This window comes from Pseudomonas sp. S2_F07 (assembly GCF_054668325.1).
In genome coordinates this window covers 1,377,051-1,393,135 of record NZ_CP162758.1, presented here as the reverse complement: position 1 = coordinate 1,393,135, position 16,085 = coordinate 1,377,051, and the positions used below count along the sequence as shown (strand labels likewise).

General features: G+C 57.1%; 15 protein-coding genes. 9 read left to right on the top strand and 6 right to left on the bottom strand.

Annotated elements, in window-relative coordinates:
* Positions 1-35: 35 nt before the first annotated feature.
* Positions 36-2,201 (top strand): M48 family metallopeptidase, encoded by a 2,166-nt coding sequence (locus AB4O40_RS06245; RefSeq protein WP_460055402.1) that lies wholly within the window; start codon positions 36-38, stop codon positions 2,199-2,201.
* Positions 2,202-2,236: 35 nt separating this feature from the next.
* Here AB4O40_RS06245 and AB4O40_RS06240 read toward each other — a convergent pair whose 3' ends face one another.
* Positions 2,237-2,371: a DUF6966 domain-containing protein gene (locus AB4O40_RS06240; protein ID WP_409079352.1), complete on the bottom strand. Its 135-nt coding sequence runs from the start codon at positions 2,369-2,371 to the stop codon at positions 2,237-2,239.
* A 125-nt stretch (positions 2,372-2,496) separates the two neighbouring features.
* Here AB4O40_RS06240 and AB4O40_RS06235 point away from each other — a divergent pair, with 125 nt between their 5' ends.
* From AB4O40_RS06235 to AB4O40_RS06220, 4 genes are read left to right on the top strand one after another with little or no spacing between them, the layout of a single operon-like run.
* Positions 2,497-3,024 (top strand): DUF4303 domain-containing protein, encoded by a 528-nt coding sequence (locus AB4O40_RS06235; RefSeq protein WP_414917618.1) that lies wholly within the window; start codon positions 2,497-2,499, stop codon positions 3,022-3,024.
* A gap of 28 nt (positions 3,025-3,052) precedes the next feature.
* A complete protein-coding gene (locus AB4O40_RS06230; RefSeq protein WP_056723989.1) occupies positions 3,053-3,595 on the top strand; it encodes a CbrC family protein in 543 nt (180 codons plus the stop codon).
* Between the two features lie 46 nt (positions 3,596-3,641).
* Entirely contained in the window at positions 3,642-3,920 is a 279-nt protein-coding gene (locus AB4O40_RS06225; protein ID WP_223542075.1) for a hypothetical protein, read from the top strand.
* Between the two features lie 39 nt (positions 3,921-3,959).
* On the top strand, positions 3,960-4,433 hold the full coding sequence (locus AB4O40_RS06220; protein WP_056723993.1) for a hypothetical protein: 474 nt from the start codon (positions 3,960-3,962) through the stop codon (positions 4,431-4,433).
* 425 nt (positions 4,434-4,858) lie between these two features.
* On the opposite strand, the gene AB4O40_RS06215 is transcribed toward AB4O40_RS06220, so the two are convergent.
* From AB4O40_RS06215 to AB4O40_RS06195, 5 genes are all read right to left on the bottom strand, one after another.
* Entirely contained in the window at positions 4,859-5,767 is a 909-nt protein-coding gene (locus AB4O40_RS06215) for an immunity protein Tsi6 family protein (protein ID WP_317850376.1), read from the bottom strand.
* Positions 5,768-5,835: 68 nt separating this feature from the next.
* Positions 5,836-6,099, bottom strand: coding sequence for a hypothetical protein (locus AB4O40_RS06210; RefSeq protein ID WP_056723995.1), 264 nt, complete (start codon positions 6,097-6,099; stop codon positions 5,836-5,838).
* Entirely contained in the window at positions 6,086-6,316 is a 231-nt protein-coding gene (locus tag AB4O40_RS06205; protein ID WP_052760685.1) for a hypothetical protein, read from the bottom strand. Before AB4O40_RS06205 ends, AB4O40_RS06210 begins: the two co-directional genes overlap by 14 nt.
* A gap of 62 nt (positions 6,317-6,378) precedes the next feature.
* Positions 6,379-6,708 carry a hypothetical protein gene (locus AB4O40_RS06200; protein ID WP_046820293.1) on the bottom strand — a complete coding sequence of 110 codons (330 nt, stop codon included), beginning with the start codon at positions 6,706-6,708 and terminating at the stop codon, positions 6,379-6,381.
* Between the two features lie 8 nt (positions 6,709-6,716).
* The gene (locus AB4O40_RS06195) at positions 6,717-8,177 is read right to left on the bottom strand and encodes a DUF6861 domain-containing protein (RefSeq protein ID WP_056723996.1); all 1,461 of its coding nucleotides are present in this window, start codon (positions 8,175-8,177) and stop codon (positions 6,717-6,719) included.
* Between the two features lie 719 nt (positions 8,178-8,896).
* Between AB4O40_RS06195 and AB4O40_RS06190 the strand changes: the two genes are divergently transcribed.
* The 4 genes from AB4O40_RS06190 to AB4O40_RS06175 are packed head-to-tail and all read left to right on the top strand — an operon-like array spanning position 8,897 to position 16,080.
* Positions 8,897-10,747 (top strand): type VI secretion system Vgr family protein, encoded by a 1,851-nt coding sequence (locus AB4O40_RS06190; RefSeq protein WP_460055410.1) that lies wholly within the window; start codon positions 8,897-8,899, stop codon positions 10,745-10,747.
* An 11-nt stretch (positions 10,748-10,758) separates the two neighbouring features.
* Positions 10,759-11,343 carry a DcrB/PsbP domain-containing protein gene (locus AB4O40_RS06185; RefSeq protein WP_414917627.1) on the top strand — a complete coding sequence of 195 codons (585 nt, stop codon included), beginning with the start codon at positions 10,759-10,761 and terminating at the stop codon, positions 11,341-11,343.
* A 39-nt stretch (positions 11,344-11,382) separates the two neighbouring features.
* A complete protein-coding gene (locus AB4O40_RS06180) occupies positions 11,383-11,850 on the top strand; it encodes a DcrB-related protein (RefSeq protein ID WP_414917624.1) in 468 nt (155 codons plus the stop codon).
* A gap of 3 nt (positions 11,851-11,853) precedes the next feature.
* Positions 11,854-16,080: an RHS repeat-associated core domain-containing protein gene (locus AB4O40_RS06175; RefSeq protein WP_460055413.1), complete on the top strand. Its 4,227-nt coding sequence runs from the start codon at positions 11,854-11,856 to the stop codon at positions 16,078-16,080.
* Positions 16,081-16,085 lie beyond the last annotated feature (5 nt).

Sequence of the window (16,085 nt, the reverse complement as noted above, 5' to 3'; positions counted from 1 at the left end):
GATGTAAGGCGACGCGACTATTGAGGCCCTGTCTCATGAGAACGTTGAAACTCATTGCCGTACTTATTCTCCTGCCGCTTTGCCTTGGTTTGTTTGGCGCCTGGGAGTTACAACGCAGTACCGAGAGCATCAAGGAGTTCGCTGATATCAACGCCGAACTGGGCGAGATGCATGTCGAACTCGAAGCGATGGTTGCCAAACCGTTCTCCCGCTCGGCCACAGTCGATATCAACGGTGAACGCATGGGTGTCCACCTGGCTTTATCGCGCGTTACCCAGGCCGAGCACGAACTGACCATCTTGCAACCGGTGGCTGCCGTGATGAGCAACCTGGCCAAGGGTGCCATCACCCTCGGCCTCCTGGCTTCCCTGGTCGGCGTGCTGGGGCTGCTGGGTCTGCGTTGGGCCGGTGCCCGCGCGAGCCATTCCCGTGAACGATTGCTGCACACCTTCAGCCGAGTGAGTCGCCTGTTGCCGTATCTGCTGGTGGGGCACATTGTCGCCATGGGCGCGGCGGTAGCGGCCATTCTCGGTTTCGAAGGCCTGGGGCTGTGGCACATGGGGAAAATGGCCGCCGGTGAATTCAAGCTGATGCTCATCGTGTTGATGCTGATGCTCGGTTTCCTGTATTCGATCTGGCAGATGGGCAAGCAGCTGCCGGTCATGCTGCGCATGTTCCAGTCCACACCGATGAACGTTCTGGGCCAGGTGGCCACACCGCAACAGGCGCCAGCGTTGTGGGCCTATGTTCGCCAGCTGGCGGATCAACTCGGCGCGTTGGCACCCGAGCACATCGTGCTGGGCATGACCGAAGGCTTTTACGTCACCTCCAGCGACGTCAACCTGCTGCCGTCAGGCACCGCGCTCAAAGGCCGCACCCTGCACGTGCCGATGATGTACCTGGGCTTGCTCGATTCGGCAGAAACCGGCGCGGTCATCGGTCACGAACTGGCGCACTTCGCCGGTGCCGATACCGAGTACAGCCTGCGTTTCGTACCGATCTACGAGGGTATCGGCCGCAGTCTCGGCGTGATTGCCGAAACCATGCTGCAAAGCGATGTGCTGCAACGCACGACGCTGTGGCCGGCCTTCATGCTCGGTGAGTATTTCATGGAGCGTTTCGATCACGCGGTGAACCATTGGAGCCGCGTGCGGGAACTGGCGGCGGACGCGGCGGGCGCGCAGTTGGCGGGGAACATTGCCATCGCTTCGGCGCTGGTGCGTATTTCGGCCATCGACCCGTTGTTGCAACAGTGTGTATTTACCCGTGTGTCGCAAGCGACCAACCCGGGTGCCGGGTACGTCCCGCCCCACGACTTGCCAACCAGCGTCGTGCAGGAATTGGCCGCGCAGCCGCTGACCCTGCCCGAGGAGGAAATGGCAGCCAGCCTGCCGCATCCATCGGACACCCATCCCTCCAATCTTGAGCGGCTGGCGTCCCTGCAAGTCACGGTCGAAGAGGCCGTCAGCCGCGGCACCCGCCCGATCAACGCGGCACAAGCCTGCGCCGCGATGGATCACTATTTCGCCGACCCCCAGGCATTGCGTGCGCGCATTACCGAGGACTTCCTCGGCCACTACGTGGAGCAGGACGCGGCGGTTGTGCAGGAGTTGCGTAGCCATGCCGGCAATGCCACGGAGGAAGTCCGACTGCATGAAGGCGCACGATTGCGCGGGTGGATTACCTTGATTTGTTTCTCGCTTTTCATGTTGTTGGGCTTGGGGCTGCTGGTCTTGCCGTGGCTGTTGCCGCAGGCTTCAGGGAGTAACAAATCGATGATACTGGCTGCTGGTGGGGTGCTCGTCGTATTGATGGCATGCCTGCTGCCATTCTCGTTGCGCTTGCTCAAGCGGGCGAACAAGACCGCGTTGTTGCTGACGCCCGAGCACTTCGTTTTTGCCAACCTCAAGGCACCACTGCCGATCCGGCACGTCGCTGATTTTGGTCTGCAAATGGGCCAGGGGCTGCACTTGAATCTGCTGCTGGAAGACGATGCTCCGATGCCTGAGTTGGCCTCGCGCTCGTTCTTTTCGCCTGATGCGAAGCTCGACAAGAAAAAGCGCTGGGTCCAGTTACAGTTGATTCAGTTCTGTCGGGACGACAAAAAGCTCAAGAATGAGCAATTGGCGGAACTGATCGGCACCTACCTCAATGCAGGCACTGCGCGGCACTTGCTGCAGCAGCGATTCGAGCAGGCCTGAAGGCTTTCAGCATTGGCAAGCGTGGGGCGCCGGGTTCAATGGCTCCCTGCGCAAAGCTGATGAAGATCTGATAGCAGCCCTTGCAGTTCGTTGTTTTCGTCCAGCAAGGGTTTTGCATTTTCATACAGAACAACGTCGTTGATTGAGCCCATGCCGCCGTACAGCGACATCAGATGAAACAACGCGTACGCCGTATCCTGGGGCAGCGGCCGCCCGCCTTTCTGTTCAGGGCCAGGGAAGTGGTCGGCGATGTTGAGGGCACGGATATGGATGGTTTCATGAGGTTCTTTTTTGAATGAGCGACTCGGGCCAGATCAACGACCATTTTCAGCGAGATGTTCAGGTAGCGTGCAAGAAGGCCATCGAGCAATTTCGCCAAGCGCACCCCACCGCCGATGTCTGTGGGTTTGCGCTGTACTCAGACGCGGATGCGCGGACGCTGGTGCCGTCGTTCAACACGGCTGATCACTTGGCGCGCGTGCAGGCTGAAGAACCTGCTGAGCAGGCGTATTTCAAATGGTCACCCGCTGAATGGAGCCACGAAACCTTCGGTGGCGAACACTTCAACGTCCTGTCGAGCCTGTTGTGGGACTTGGCTGATTCGATTCCCGATGAAGATTTTGAACGTCACCGCGCACTCGTCTTCGAACACTGTGTTGCGGCCTTGAAGCCGCTGACGACGTGCGCGTTTGAGAACGCCATTTATGTATTCGCAGTCTCTGACTCTCAAAGCGTGCCGGAAGAAATCGCCTGGATTACGCAACTCAATACCCCCGAGCAAGCCCTCGAATTCAAGACATGGTTAGAGTGGGTCGAGCAATGAAAGGCATGCACTTAACAAGGATGCGTACATGACACTGCCCCACTTTATTTATCATCCCGATCCCGTCGGTAGCGGTTCGGTGCAAGCCTCTTACGCCACTTGCGTGAGCTGCAATCAGGCGCGAGGCTACATTTATGTGGGCCCGGTATACGCCATTGATGAATACGAAAACTGCATCTGCCCTTGGTGCATTGCCGACGGGAGTGCGCACCAGCGTCTGGGCGCAACGTTTGTCGATGACGAGAGTATCGGCCTGGACGGCGAAGACACGCTGAGCGAGGAGCAGATCGCCGAAGTCAGCCAGCGCACGCCTGGTTTTAATGGCTGGCAGCAAGAGTGCTGGTTGACTCACTGCGACGACGCAGCCGAGTTTGTCGGTAAGGCCGGCCATGCAGAGTTGCTTGAACTGGGCCCAGCAGCCATCGCCGCCGTTCAGGACTCAACAGGATTGGAGGACGGTCCACAGTGGCGAGCGTTCTTAAATGCCCTGGATAAGGATCATGGGCCTACCGCCTACCTGTTCAAATGTCGCCACTGCGCCACGCTGGGCGCTTACCAAGACAGCCATTGATACCCAAAGTGCTCAATCCGTGGCGACCCACAAGGAAGAATCTCTGATGACCGACGATCACACCCCCGACTTCACCAAAGTCCCCACCGGCATGCTGCCGTTCCCACCTGTTGAAGACGTGTTTGTCGCCGATCAACTGGAACTGGCCAACCATCTGCACCCTTTGTTCAGCTTAGATATCAGCACCGTAAACCCCGAGTGGTCGGGCGTGCTGCACATGCTCAGCCCGTTGGAACCGTACGAGGGCTTTGTCGGCGAGCTGAACGAGCGGGACGGGTGCCATGGCTACCATTACCGGACGGCCGGTGCAAACAGAGCCGATTGAAGGCTTGGTGCTATTCACCTTCGATTACAGTTGAATCCCATGAACAAGACCGAACTGCAAACTCTTGTAGTCAGGGTTAAAAAGTATCTCTTGATTATCTTTTTGCTCTGCCTTGTAGGCGTTTTCATCTATGCGTACCTGCACAAACCGGAATTTCCTTCCGAGGTAGTCCTGAAGCAAGACTTCATTCCGGGGCAGTCGATCTACATCGTTCAAGATGCCAGGGATCCAGATGAGCCCAAAAACCTGAGGTTCTACGTCAACAATGGCGACGGCAGGAATAATGAGACGATGAAGGTGCTCCTCGGCAAGACCCCGGCCTTCCTGGTCTCGGACACTGACTTGAAGGACGTGGTAATCCAGCGTGTCTCCAACGGCCTGCACATCAAACTCAAAGGCGCAGTCTCGAATTACCAGAGCAACCTTTACCTTGAAGACGGCGACACTTACACCACCTACCGTGTAAGCCTTGAGCAAGTCGAAACGCGACCGCCCTTGCCGAGCGGTCGGTAAGCTTATTTCAGCAAGGCAACCACTGCGCAGACAACCGCAATCACCAGCGCCGGCCACTGCATCGGAATAAAAAGAAGTGGTGGCGAACGCCATCGGCGTGAACCCGGCGATTCAATACAAAGCCCAGTACAACATTGATGGCTGAACCAATACGTTCCCAACAGTGCGGCAACCGCCAAAACCCTCGATTACAGCCTGAAGCGCTGGGTAGCGCTGACACACTACCTGGAACTGGTGCCAACTTAAATTTAAGTGCACACCCTGTCTGGGCTTTTCGGGGCTGGGTAGATGACTTTGCCGGACGCTTAATACGGTGTGTTCGCCAGACGCTTACGATTCGCTATCCATAGGATTCCGTTGTCGCCGCGGTACCACGTTTCGGTCACTACGTTACCTTTAGCGTTATCCGTGAAGTCGCAGCAATTTCATGTGCGAGGAAGACTTTCCGGTGGCAACCCGTTAGGCAGCTGAATCTTCAGACCGCGTGCGATCTGAATGCCTATGTAGAAGGCATCCCCCAGTACGCCAGCAAGTTCAGGATCGTCGGCTTCAAACTCTTTGCTGGCCCAAACGCCGATGGTCAATTGGTGCAACCGGGCTTTATCTTTTTCAACGCCCAGCAACACGTTCTTGATGAATTGCAACTGGATTAACGAGCTTGAATAAATCTGGAATTCTGGACAGCCGTTGTATCTCAGGGCGGTGATGGTGATCGCATTGTCAATGTAGTCGAGGGCAGTTGTCGGCGTTTTCAAGAGGCGGTCCCTCTCGGTACCAACGTCTTGATTGCTGCGCGACGCCACGTATTGATCAAACATTCGGACCTGCTCTCCAATCCGGGCAGAGTCTCGATTGGAGTCAACATGTTTTCTATAGGTAAGGAATTGTTCCGATTGTGGTCCATGGGCCAACAGCGAAACAATGGCCGCACATTGTATGAGCCAATAGATTTCGAACGAGGATTCGGTACCTCGACAATAACCAATATCTGTCCCCTTGCCGTACAAGTCACGAGCCAGTTGGCTGGCTTTATCGCGGTTTATCATCGCCTCTGATGTCCATCCGGCCCGGTCATTTGCGATGACGAATACCCGATAACGCTGCAACAGGAGGGCATCCACTAGCGTCAGGTCCGGGCAGGCAGGGGGCATCAACGGTACAAAAACCTCTGGCTCACGATTGCTCGGCAGCCAGGACAGGTTCCTTTCCACTCGGGAAGGTTGCTTGTCCACTTCGGTCAAGGTGGCTGCATCGACAACCTGCTCGGTGGGGGCGGGTGGAGGAGCGGGCTTTTGTCTGAAAAAGGTTTTCAAGCGCTTCAGTAGTTTTGACATGGAGGTAGCCGTTCAAGGATTTTGATTTCGAGGACAGCGGTCCATTGGTCCGGAGTGACGAGCTTGCCTTAGATAGCCGTTCCTCTATTGGCCCCCGGCTGCACAATCAGCAGGTCATCCAGCTCTCTGCGGCGACAGCTCATGGCAAACGCCAGGGCCGTATCAAGATCCGTTTGGAAGAGATCGAAGTTTGCCCGGTCAATTTGGTAATACTCCTCGTAGTCGACCATGCCGTTGCTGACTGGAATCGACAGGTAAAGGCGACCTGTAGTCTCCTCGACGCCTAAGGCAAACATATGTTCACGGCTTTTGAAAACGTCACTGAATTTCATCGTGTCCTTGATCTGGTGGTTGGCGGTTTTTATCTTCGCGCATTCTGGATTTAATGAGTTTGTACGATGACCAGTCGCGACCACCAATCAGCTCAATGTAAAAGTTCGCGTAAGCGCCGTTCAGATCACCCAGCATTCTCAGATTTGTTTCGTCGAAAAGGCGGTGGCCAGGAATAATGTCTTCGTTGGCGAAACGCTCGCCTTTCTGAATAGCCATTCAATCCTTACCGCGTTGCAGTACGCCTTGCTTGAGTCAAAGGGCTACAGCATTTTATGTGCTTATGTAGGTTTCGGATTACTGTTCTTCTTTTCTTCCATCTGGGCTTTCAGTCGACGTAGCGTCGGGGATTCTCCTCCGATCAGTTCGATTTTAAACTCCGCAAAAGCGTGCTCAAGCTCTGCATATTGCTGCAACCCCTCCTCAGTGAACAGATAGCGTCCAGGGATATCCCGCCATTCCATAGGTGTGCGGATTTGACCACGCTCGGCCAAATCCATCAGAGGGGCCAGTTCTAGATCCAATTTAGCTGCAGCAGGGTCTTTTGCCTTTAATGCATCGATGGCTGCCCGTAGCTTCAGGGTCTTTTCTTTAAGTTTTTCGATATCCATAGGAGGCTCTAGTTAGCTGTGGTTCCGATCAATTTTGGTGTTCCCCACTCGGCACGGTTAGGTGTCAGATATTGGAATGATTCACCGGTTCTCTGGATTGCACCGCTCAATTCTGATGTAGGGGCGACTTTACTGACAAAAACCTCGGTTGGCTTCAATGGTGCCATCTCGTAGATCGAATAGGTGGTTGATTCGCTGCTCAACGGCAATCCGAACGAATCAGCCAGTGTCCTCCCGGAGTTCGCGGCTGCCTGTAGCTCCTCATGAGTGGTAAAGAACGGCGAGTAAGGTGAAACGCCTTGGCCTTCGGGTACGATTTTCACAAGGGGCGAATCCATTAACCTTACTTCGGGGATGGTGGAGCCGGAAGCTACCTGGTCGAACGCCCGTGAGTAGATGGTTGTTGCATCAGCGTCAGGGGCAGCCGCTTGCAGTTTGCCCAGCAGTTTTTCCCCGTCAGGCGTATTCAGGAAGCCTTCGATTTGCTCGTTCGACAAGCCCTTGGTCTGGAAGGTTTTGACCTTCTTGACCTGATCCTCCACCGAAACGAAGTCAGGGTCCTGCTTGGCGTAATACTCACGCATTGTCTCCGGCTCGGCCTTCTGAAGAGGCGCCGGTTCCTTCACCCGCAACTCATCCCGAGCCAGCAACTTCTGCTCATTCCTTGCCAGCCAACCCGCCAACTGCTTGTTCGATATCTCCGCCTGAAGCTTCGCACTGCGGGTCGCGATGCTTTCCATGCTGTTCATCACGCCCGCTTTCATCTGGCCCCGGGTCAGGTAGGTGACGATGGCGGTGAGCAACAGCAGTACAAGTTGCTCCTGTCCGCGAGCCAGTTGTCGTGCCGCGCGTTCGATACGTTCCTGTACCAGTGCGGCGGAACCGCCGCTGGGGTCCAGGCCGGACGGTTTGACGCCTTCTTCGGCATGCCAGGCCGTGGCGATGCCTTCCTGCAAGGTCGAGAGGCAGGCGGGCAGGCCCTGGTAAAAATACTCGGCGATGGCTGACAGGCCCAGGCCCATGAGAATCAGGTTGCCGACCTGCAAGCCGATACCGGCCCCGGCAGCGGCTCCGGGGGCAGCGCCGACGCCGAATGCGAAGGCCCCCGCTGCGCCGCCGGCCACGGTGCCGATCGCTACGCTGCCGCCGAGAATCATCGAGACTTCCTTGACCAGTTGCAGCAGCACCGGCAGGATCTGCTCGATTTCAATCGAGGCCCACTTGCGCTTGAGGTCCATCTGGATGATCGGGTAGGAGAGGGTCATCGCCTGATGCACCGCATCGATGCGGTGACCACCCATGTAGCCATAGGCCTGGCTCGCGCCATTGCTGACACGCCGGGTGAAGCCGTTCCAGTTGTCGTGAGCGCTCTGCAAGCCGTCGTTGACGCCCTGGTTCAGCTCGCTGAATTTCTGGTCGAGGTTGCGTTCGACATCGGCCCAGCTGGGCACGTTGGCTAAAAGATCCATTTACTCATCACTGTCCTTGGGGGAAAGGCGCTTCCTTGTTGCTGCGGTCGAGCTGTCGAATATCCGACTTCACATCATTGCCAAAGTGATGGCTATCAGCCCTGCTTCAGACTGCGGGGCGAGTTGAAAATTTCAACATGGATCCCATTTTTTGTTATTCGCGTTACATTCGGCAATGATGGCAATAAGGCATTAGTTGCCAGTCAGTGGCACCTAACTTCCCGTTCATCCTTGATATATCGGCGTTTCTGGGTGGCCAGCGTGGCGATAATTATTTTTCAGGGATTATCCCGAACTGAGTTCGAAGTGCGTGGAAGTGCCCGCATGCACTGCGTGCGGGTTGACACAGTGCATGACATGGGTGTCTCCTTCCCGCGTTCGAGAACCAGTGCAACTTGTAGAAGTGTGACAAATTTCTCAAATATTTTGCCGGGTAATGGCACTTTCATACTGCCTTGCGGTCGCAGTTCCTGACGCACAATGGCGTGTAAGGGATCTCATTCGGTGTTTAAAAAAATCGATGAAAATGAAGGATTTTTTGCAGGTGGCCTCTGGCAGAACTTGCAGATGATTCGTGCCTCAGACCGAAAACATAGGGTGGCGAAGTGTTCGCCTGGTTCAATGTTGCGGCAAACAGGGTTTTGACCCTCTTATCTGATTCGTTATGTGCAGTGGTTGAGAGAGGGCGGTAGCTTTCCACTGTTTTCAAGGAGATACACATGTTGATGGACCTTGCCGCAATGCTTTCCCCGCAAAATCGGCGCCTGTTCAAGTTCAAGAACCTCGCCAACCCCGAACAGCAATTGTTGCTTGAGTCCTTCAAGGGAACTGAAGGTCTGTCCCGTGCGTACAACTTCGAGTTGCTGCTGGTGTGCCAGGACTCCGACGTCGAGCTGAAGTCGATGATGGGTCAGCACGTGGTTCTGGAAATCGAGCTGGCAGACGCCACGCCTCGTTACCTGGCGGGCTATCTCACGCGGTTTGCCAGCATCGGCAGCGACGGCGGCATGGCTCGCTATACGGCGACGCTGAACCCCTGGTTCTCGATGCTGAAGAACCGCTTCGACACGCGCATTTTCCAGGGTTGCACGGTGGAAGATGTGGTCACCCAGGTGTTTGCCTTGTGCACCGCGTTTTCCCGGCACGAGTTTCGCCTGAGCAAGCCGCTCAAGCATTACACCTACATCACCCAGTACCGTGAAACGGACTTCAACTTTGTCCAGCGCCTGCTGGAAGAAGAGGGGATGTTCTACTACTTCGAGCACACCGCCGAAGGCCACACCATGATCATCTGCGACGACTCCAGCACGCTGGTGCCGTTGCCTGAACAGCCGCAGATCCGCTACCACACGGCATCGGTCACCGAGACCGCCGACTCCATTACGCAATGGAGCGGTAATCGCCAGTTGCAGTCCGGGAAAATGGCGGTCCAGACCTTCGATTATCGTCAGCCGTCCAATCGCTTGCCGGTCGCCATGAAGAGCCTGAACAAGCAGGGCGATGTCGACGACTTCGAAATCTACGACTTCCCCGGCCAGTACACTCACGGCACCTACGACGAAGGCGAAACGCTGCTGCGGCTGCGGGTCGAAGCACTTGAGCTCAAGGGCAAGAGTTTTCATGGCGCCAGTAACTGCCGTGCGATGAAACCCGGCTACACCTTCGAACTGCTGCAGCATTACGATCACGACCAAGGCCCCGCCGATGATCGACAGTTCCTGCTGATGAGCGTCGAAAGCGAAGGCCACAACAACTACCTCAGCGGGCACCAGGCGAGCTACTACAACACCTTCGCCTGCGTGCGCAAAAAGATCGTCTTCCGCCCTCAGCTCACCACCCCGCGCCCGACCATCTCCGGCCCGCAAACCGCGATCATCGTCGGTCCGCCGGGGGAGGAAATCTTCACCGACGAACTCGGCCGCGTGAAGGTGCAGTTTCACTGGGACCGCAAGGGCGAGCACAACGACAAGAGCTCCTGCTGGGTCCGCGTCGCCCAGGCGGGTGCCAGCGGCGGCTTCGGCAGCATCCAGATTCCCCGTGTGGGCGATGAAGTCGTGGTGGTGTTCCTCGACGGCAACCCCGACCGCCCGCTGGTCATGGGCAGCCTCTACAACAGCCAGAACACCCCGCCGTGGTCGCTGCCGGCGAACAAGACCCAGAGCGGGTTCCTGACGCGGTCGATGAAGGGCGACGGCGGTACGGCGAACTTCTTCCGTTTCGAAGACAAGGCCGGTGCCGAACAGATCATCATGCATGCCGAGCGCAACATGGACACCGAGATCGAGGTCGACGAGATCCACAGTGTCGGCAGCAACCGCACGATCACGGTCGGTGGCACGCACACCGAAACCATCAAGAAAGACACGGTGATGAATGTCCAGGAAGGCTCGCTGACGATCCAGGTCGACAACCAGTTCATTCAGGTCAGCGCCAAACAGCACATCATTCTTCAGGTGGGTGGCAGCAGTATCAAGCTGACGCCCGAAGGCATCGAAATAAAGGGTGACGCCATCGATATTCTTGGCAAGAACACCTACGTCCACGGTGACCGTGTCGATATCAACAAGTGAGCAACCAGACCATGGTCAGGACCAGTATCTACGACCGTATTTCCGAGAAGCGGCTCGCGGCCGAGACACTTGCGCGACAGCAGTTACAGGAGGCTGCCGAGGCTTCGCCCGCTGTCATCGAGCCTGAGCCGGTAGCGGTGCTACCGCTGCAATTGGCGCGCAATGAATTGAAAGTCGCGGGGCTGAATCTGGTAATGCCGCAAGGCTTCAATTTCCGCGACATTGATACAACGCTCGAAAAGCATGGTCATCCCGTCACGTTCAGTGTCAAGCGACGTCCTGCACCTGAAGGGCTGACGCTGCAACGCTCGGTGCAGTTGTATGTGGAGAACCTGCGCAAAAACCACCCCGACGTCACCATTGTGCGGCAGAGCGATTGCCTGCTGGCAGGCAGTCCGGCGATTACCCTGGATTATATATTCACGGCGGGACAGGAGCGTCGCCACGGCAGAGCGACCAGCGCAGTCATCCAGCCCGGCAATGGTAACGAGCGCCAATGGTTGAGCATGTCGACGATGATCAATCCCGCACATGCAGAGCTTGCCGATTGGTTGATCGAGTTCGAGACGATGCTCGAAAACATCAGCGCTGATTAAGCATTTTCCCCTTTTACGTATTTACGGAACACACGCCCAATGGACTATCAGCTTCAGGAAGGATCCATCACTTTGCCGGAAGGTTTTCAGGACCGCACGGTGAACATGTTCGTGCTCGGCAACAGCATTCCTGCGCCGCTGAACATCACACTGTCGCGCGACAACATGCTGCCGGCAGAGGATCTGAAGGCTTACATCGAGCGCCAGGTAAAACTCATTGCCGCCAAACTGCGCGGCTATACCTTGCTCAGCAAGAAGCCGGCAGCGCTGTCCGGGGAGCAACCGCTTTGCGGCATCCAGGTGGATGCCTACTACATGAACGATGGGCGACCGGTTTACCAACGGCAGGCAGCGTTCGAAATCGAACCCGGTCGCATCCTGGTGTTTTCCACCACCAGCCAGGCTGATTTCAGTGCCACGCAAAACCAGAATTGGCTGCAGCTGCTGGCAAGTTTCAAACCGCGCCAGGCCGAGACGGTGTCCACCGACAGCGCCGAACAGGAGTAACCCATGTTCGAAGCTGCGCGTTGGGGCGATGAAATTGAACACACCAGTGCGCTCGGCGGCTTTCTCGCCGGCGCAGTGATCGGGCTTGCGATTGCGACGGCTGCCGCGTTCACGATCTGCACGGCGGGGCTCGGCGGAATTCTGCTGGGGATTGCCGTAGGGCTGGCTGCCAGTTTCGTCCCCATGATTGGCGAAAGCATAGGGTCGGCAATGAGTTCGCCCGCCGGGGGGATCAAGCTCGAAGGCTGCTCGACGGATGTGTTCATCAATAGCCGTAATGCCGCCCACGCAAAATTGAGCATGGGTATTTGTGATAAACACCCAGCACCGGTAATGGTCGCCGAAGGCTCATCCAACGTTTTCATCAACAATGTGGCGGCTTCGCGCAAGGGTGACAAACTCACTTGCGGCGCGAAGATCTCCAGCGGCTCGAACAATGTGTTCATTGGCGGCGGAACTGAGCGCTATCTCGATGTCGACGAAGAAATTCCCGGCTGGCTGCGGGTCACCGTCGACGTGCTGATGATTGTCGCCTCGATGGGCCGCGCAATTGGTCCGATCTTCAGGCTGGGCATGGCACAAGGTCTGAAGGCGGCCGGGCCTTGCGCATTGAAGTTTGGAGCGGCCGTGGCGGGCAGCTATCTGGCCGGTCGCTTTGTCATCGGTCCGGCCGTTGAGCGCGCAATTGGGGGTTTGAGCGGCAATCCCGTCGACCTTACCAGCGGGCGCAAGCTGCTGCTCGAGTCGGGAGAAACCGACTTTGCGCTGCCGGGGCTCATGCCGATTGAATGGTCGCGCTTCTATGCCAGCGATCTGACCGTCGACAGCGTGCTCGGCAAAGGCTGGGTCTTGCCTTGGGAGCAAAGCCTGCGCAGAAGCGGCAGCTTCGTCTACCTCACGGATAACCAGGGGCGCAGCGTGCCCTTTGTGGATGTGGAGCCAGGCGATCGCATCTATAACCCCTATGAGCAGCTCCACCTGGTCCGCACCGAAGGCGGCCACTACCTGCTGCAAACCCTCGACAACCTGTTCTTCTACTTCGGCGAGGTGCCGGACGACAACAGCGATGTTCCGCTGCAGCGCCTGGAAAATGCCCTTGGGCATTACCTGCATTTCACCCGTACGACAGAAGGCCGGTTGACCGACATCAGCGCCACTGGCGGTGTTCGGGTGCATCTGCACTATGACAACCCGCTGGGGCGCCTGACCGACGTCAAGCGCGTCGTCGACAACCTGGCGGTTGAAACCCTGGTGCAGTACCGCTATGACGACAACGGCCAACTCATCGAAGTGATCAATCGCAACAGCGATTCGATGCGCCGTTTCAGCTACGCCGATGGGGTGATGGCCAGCCACAGCAACGCCCTGGGCCTGAGCTGTCATTACCGCTGGGAAACCATTGATGACCAGTTGCGAGTGGTCGAGCACTGGACCAGCGATGGCGAACACTTTCACTACCGCTACGACTTCAAGCAGCGCACCTCGTGGGCCACTGACGCACTGGGGCGCGAACTGCAGATCCACTACAACGACGATCGCCGCGTGATTGCCAGTCGCGACTTCGGCGGTGAGCAGTACGCCATCGACCTCGACGAAGCGGGCAACATGACCGGTCTCAAGCTGCCGGATGGCAACCGGTTGGGGTTCAAGTACGACGACTTTTCGCGTTTGCTTGAAGAAACCGACCCACTGGGTCGCAAGATCAAATACAAGTACCACCTCGGCACTACGCTGGTCACAGAAACGACCTTCCTCGACGGCAGCACCTGGCAGACCCGCTACGACGCCAAGGGCAACTTGATCGCCGAAGTCGACGCCCTGGGCAATAAAACCGAATACCTCAACAGCGACGACGGCCTGCCGCACACCATCATCGACGCGACCCACAAGTCCAAATACCTGTGGTGGAACACCCTGGCCCAGGTCGAACGCTTCCAGGATTGCTCGGGTAAAAACACCACCTACCGCTTCGACGAGCGTCAGCATCTGGTCGCCGTCACCGACGCGCTGGGCCAGACCACTACCCTGGAACGCAAACCCGACGGCGAGGTGCTGCGCATCAATCATCCGGACGGCAGCGCCGAATCATTCACCTACAACGCCCTCGGCCAGGTACTGACGCACACCGACGGCAAAGGCCAGACCACGCGCCTGCTGCGCACCGCCCGTGGATTGCCGAGCAGCCGCCAGGACGCCAAGGGCCAACGCATCCGCTACGAATACGACCCGGCGATTCGCCTGACCGCGCTGATCAACGAAAACAACGCGGCGTACCAGTTCGCCTACGATGCGTCCGACCGGTTGATCGAAGAAAAACGCATCGACAACCTGACTCGACGCTTCAGCTACAACCTCGGCGGGCATCTGACCCAGGTCGACGAAACCGGCTACGGCGAACGCGGCGAACGACCACAGCGTCGTACCGAATTCGAGCGCGACAGCATTGGCCGGCTGCTGGCCAAACTCAATGGCGATGCCCGTCAGGATTACGTGTACGACGACGCTGATCGCCTGCTGTCGATCCAGCGCCTGCCGACCGGGCAGGGCAAGCAACTGGGTGTCAGCGAAGAAACGCTGGAGTTCTCCTACGACCTGCTCGGGAGGCTGATCCAGGAGACCACGGCGCAAGGCGCCTTGTCCTACGAATACGACCCACTGAGCAACCTCACCACCCTGACGTTGCCCACCGGCCAACACCTCAATCACCTGTATTACGGCAGCGGCCACCTGCACCAACTCAACCTCGACGGCCAGTTGATCAGCGACATCGAGCGCGACGACCTGCACCGCGAAGTCCTGCGCACTCAGGGCACCCTCACCAGTTGCTTCGGTTACGACGCCATGGGCCGCAAGAGCTGGCAGTTCGCCTCGCGCCTGCCGGCGGAAAAACTCTCGCGCCTGCACAACCCCGGCATCCAGCCCGACCTGCTGGTGGAGCACGCCTACAACCCGATCCATCGCCGTCACCAGTACGACCCGGCTGGCGAGTTGACCCGCACCCTCGACAAACTGCGTGGCGAGATCAAGTACGAATACGAAGCCAACGGCCAGTTGCATAGCCGCGACACCGGGCAACTGATCGACAGCGAAGAGTTCCGCTACGACGCCGCGGCGAACCGGCTGAACTTCAACACCAGCCAGTTTGACCACGTCAAGGACAACCGCCTTAAACGCTGGCGGGACCAGGAATATGCCTACGATGCGTGGGGCAACCTGGTTGAAAAGCGCAGTGGCATGGGCACGCTGCAGACGTTTCGATATGACTGTGAAAATCGGTTGGTGCGGGCTGAGACGTTGGTCAGCGGCAAGCTGGAAAGTATCGGTTCGTATCGGTATGACAGTTTGGGGCGACGGGTTGCCAAGGTTTCAGAGGTCAACGGCAAGACCGAGCAGAAGCACTTCTTGTGGCAAGGCTTGCGGATGTTGCGTGAGGAGCGACCGGGGCAGAGCAGTTTGTACCTGTATGAGCCGGGGAGTTATGCGCCGTTGGCGCGGGTGGATCAGGCAGAGGGGGAAGAGCAGCAGCTCTATTACTTCCATACCGATCAGATTGGTACGCCGCTGGAGATGACGGACGCGGACGGGAGCATTGTCTGGCAGGCGACGTACAAGGCTTGGGGGGCGGTTGAGCGTCTACACGTTAATGACGTCGAGCAGAACCTGCGGTTTCAAGGGCAGTATTTTGACGATGAGACATGGCTGCACTACAACACGTTTCGGTATTACGATCCGGAGGTGGGGCGGTTTGTTACGCAGGATCCGATTGGGTTGTTGGGTGGGGTCAATCTGTATGGTTATGCAATAAACTCAACTGTTTGGATAGACCCTCTGGGATGGTGCTCCAGCGCTCTAGGAAGGTCGATGGGGGCGAGATCTGGCGATGGGATGGCAAATCACCACTTGATTCCCGAAGAGCTGATGAAAGTCCCATCGTTCCAGCCTATGTTTAATAGACTGAAATCTATGGGTTTCAATGGAGATGGCGCATCTAACGGCATATTTCTCCCTGGCAAAGAAGCTGTCAAAAATATAGATCTTCCCGGGCATTGGACCAACCATAAAGTATATACAACTGCTGTTAGGGAAAAACTCCAGCGCCTTAGCCAATTGGCACCATCTTTGAGTGATACTCAATTGGTTCTCGGCATTAAAAATGTTCAAGATTGGGCTAGGGCCGGCCTGCAAAATGGCACCTTTAAAGTCAATCCTGCGACTGGCGGGCTTTTGTGAGATTA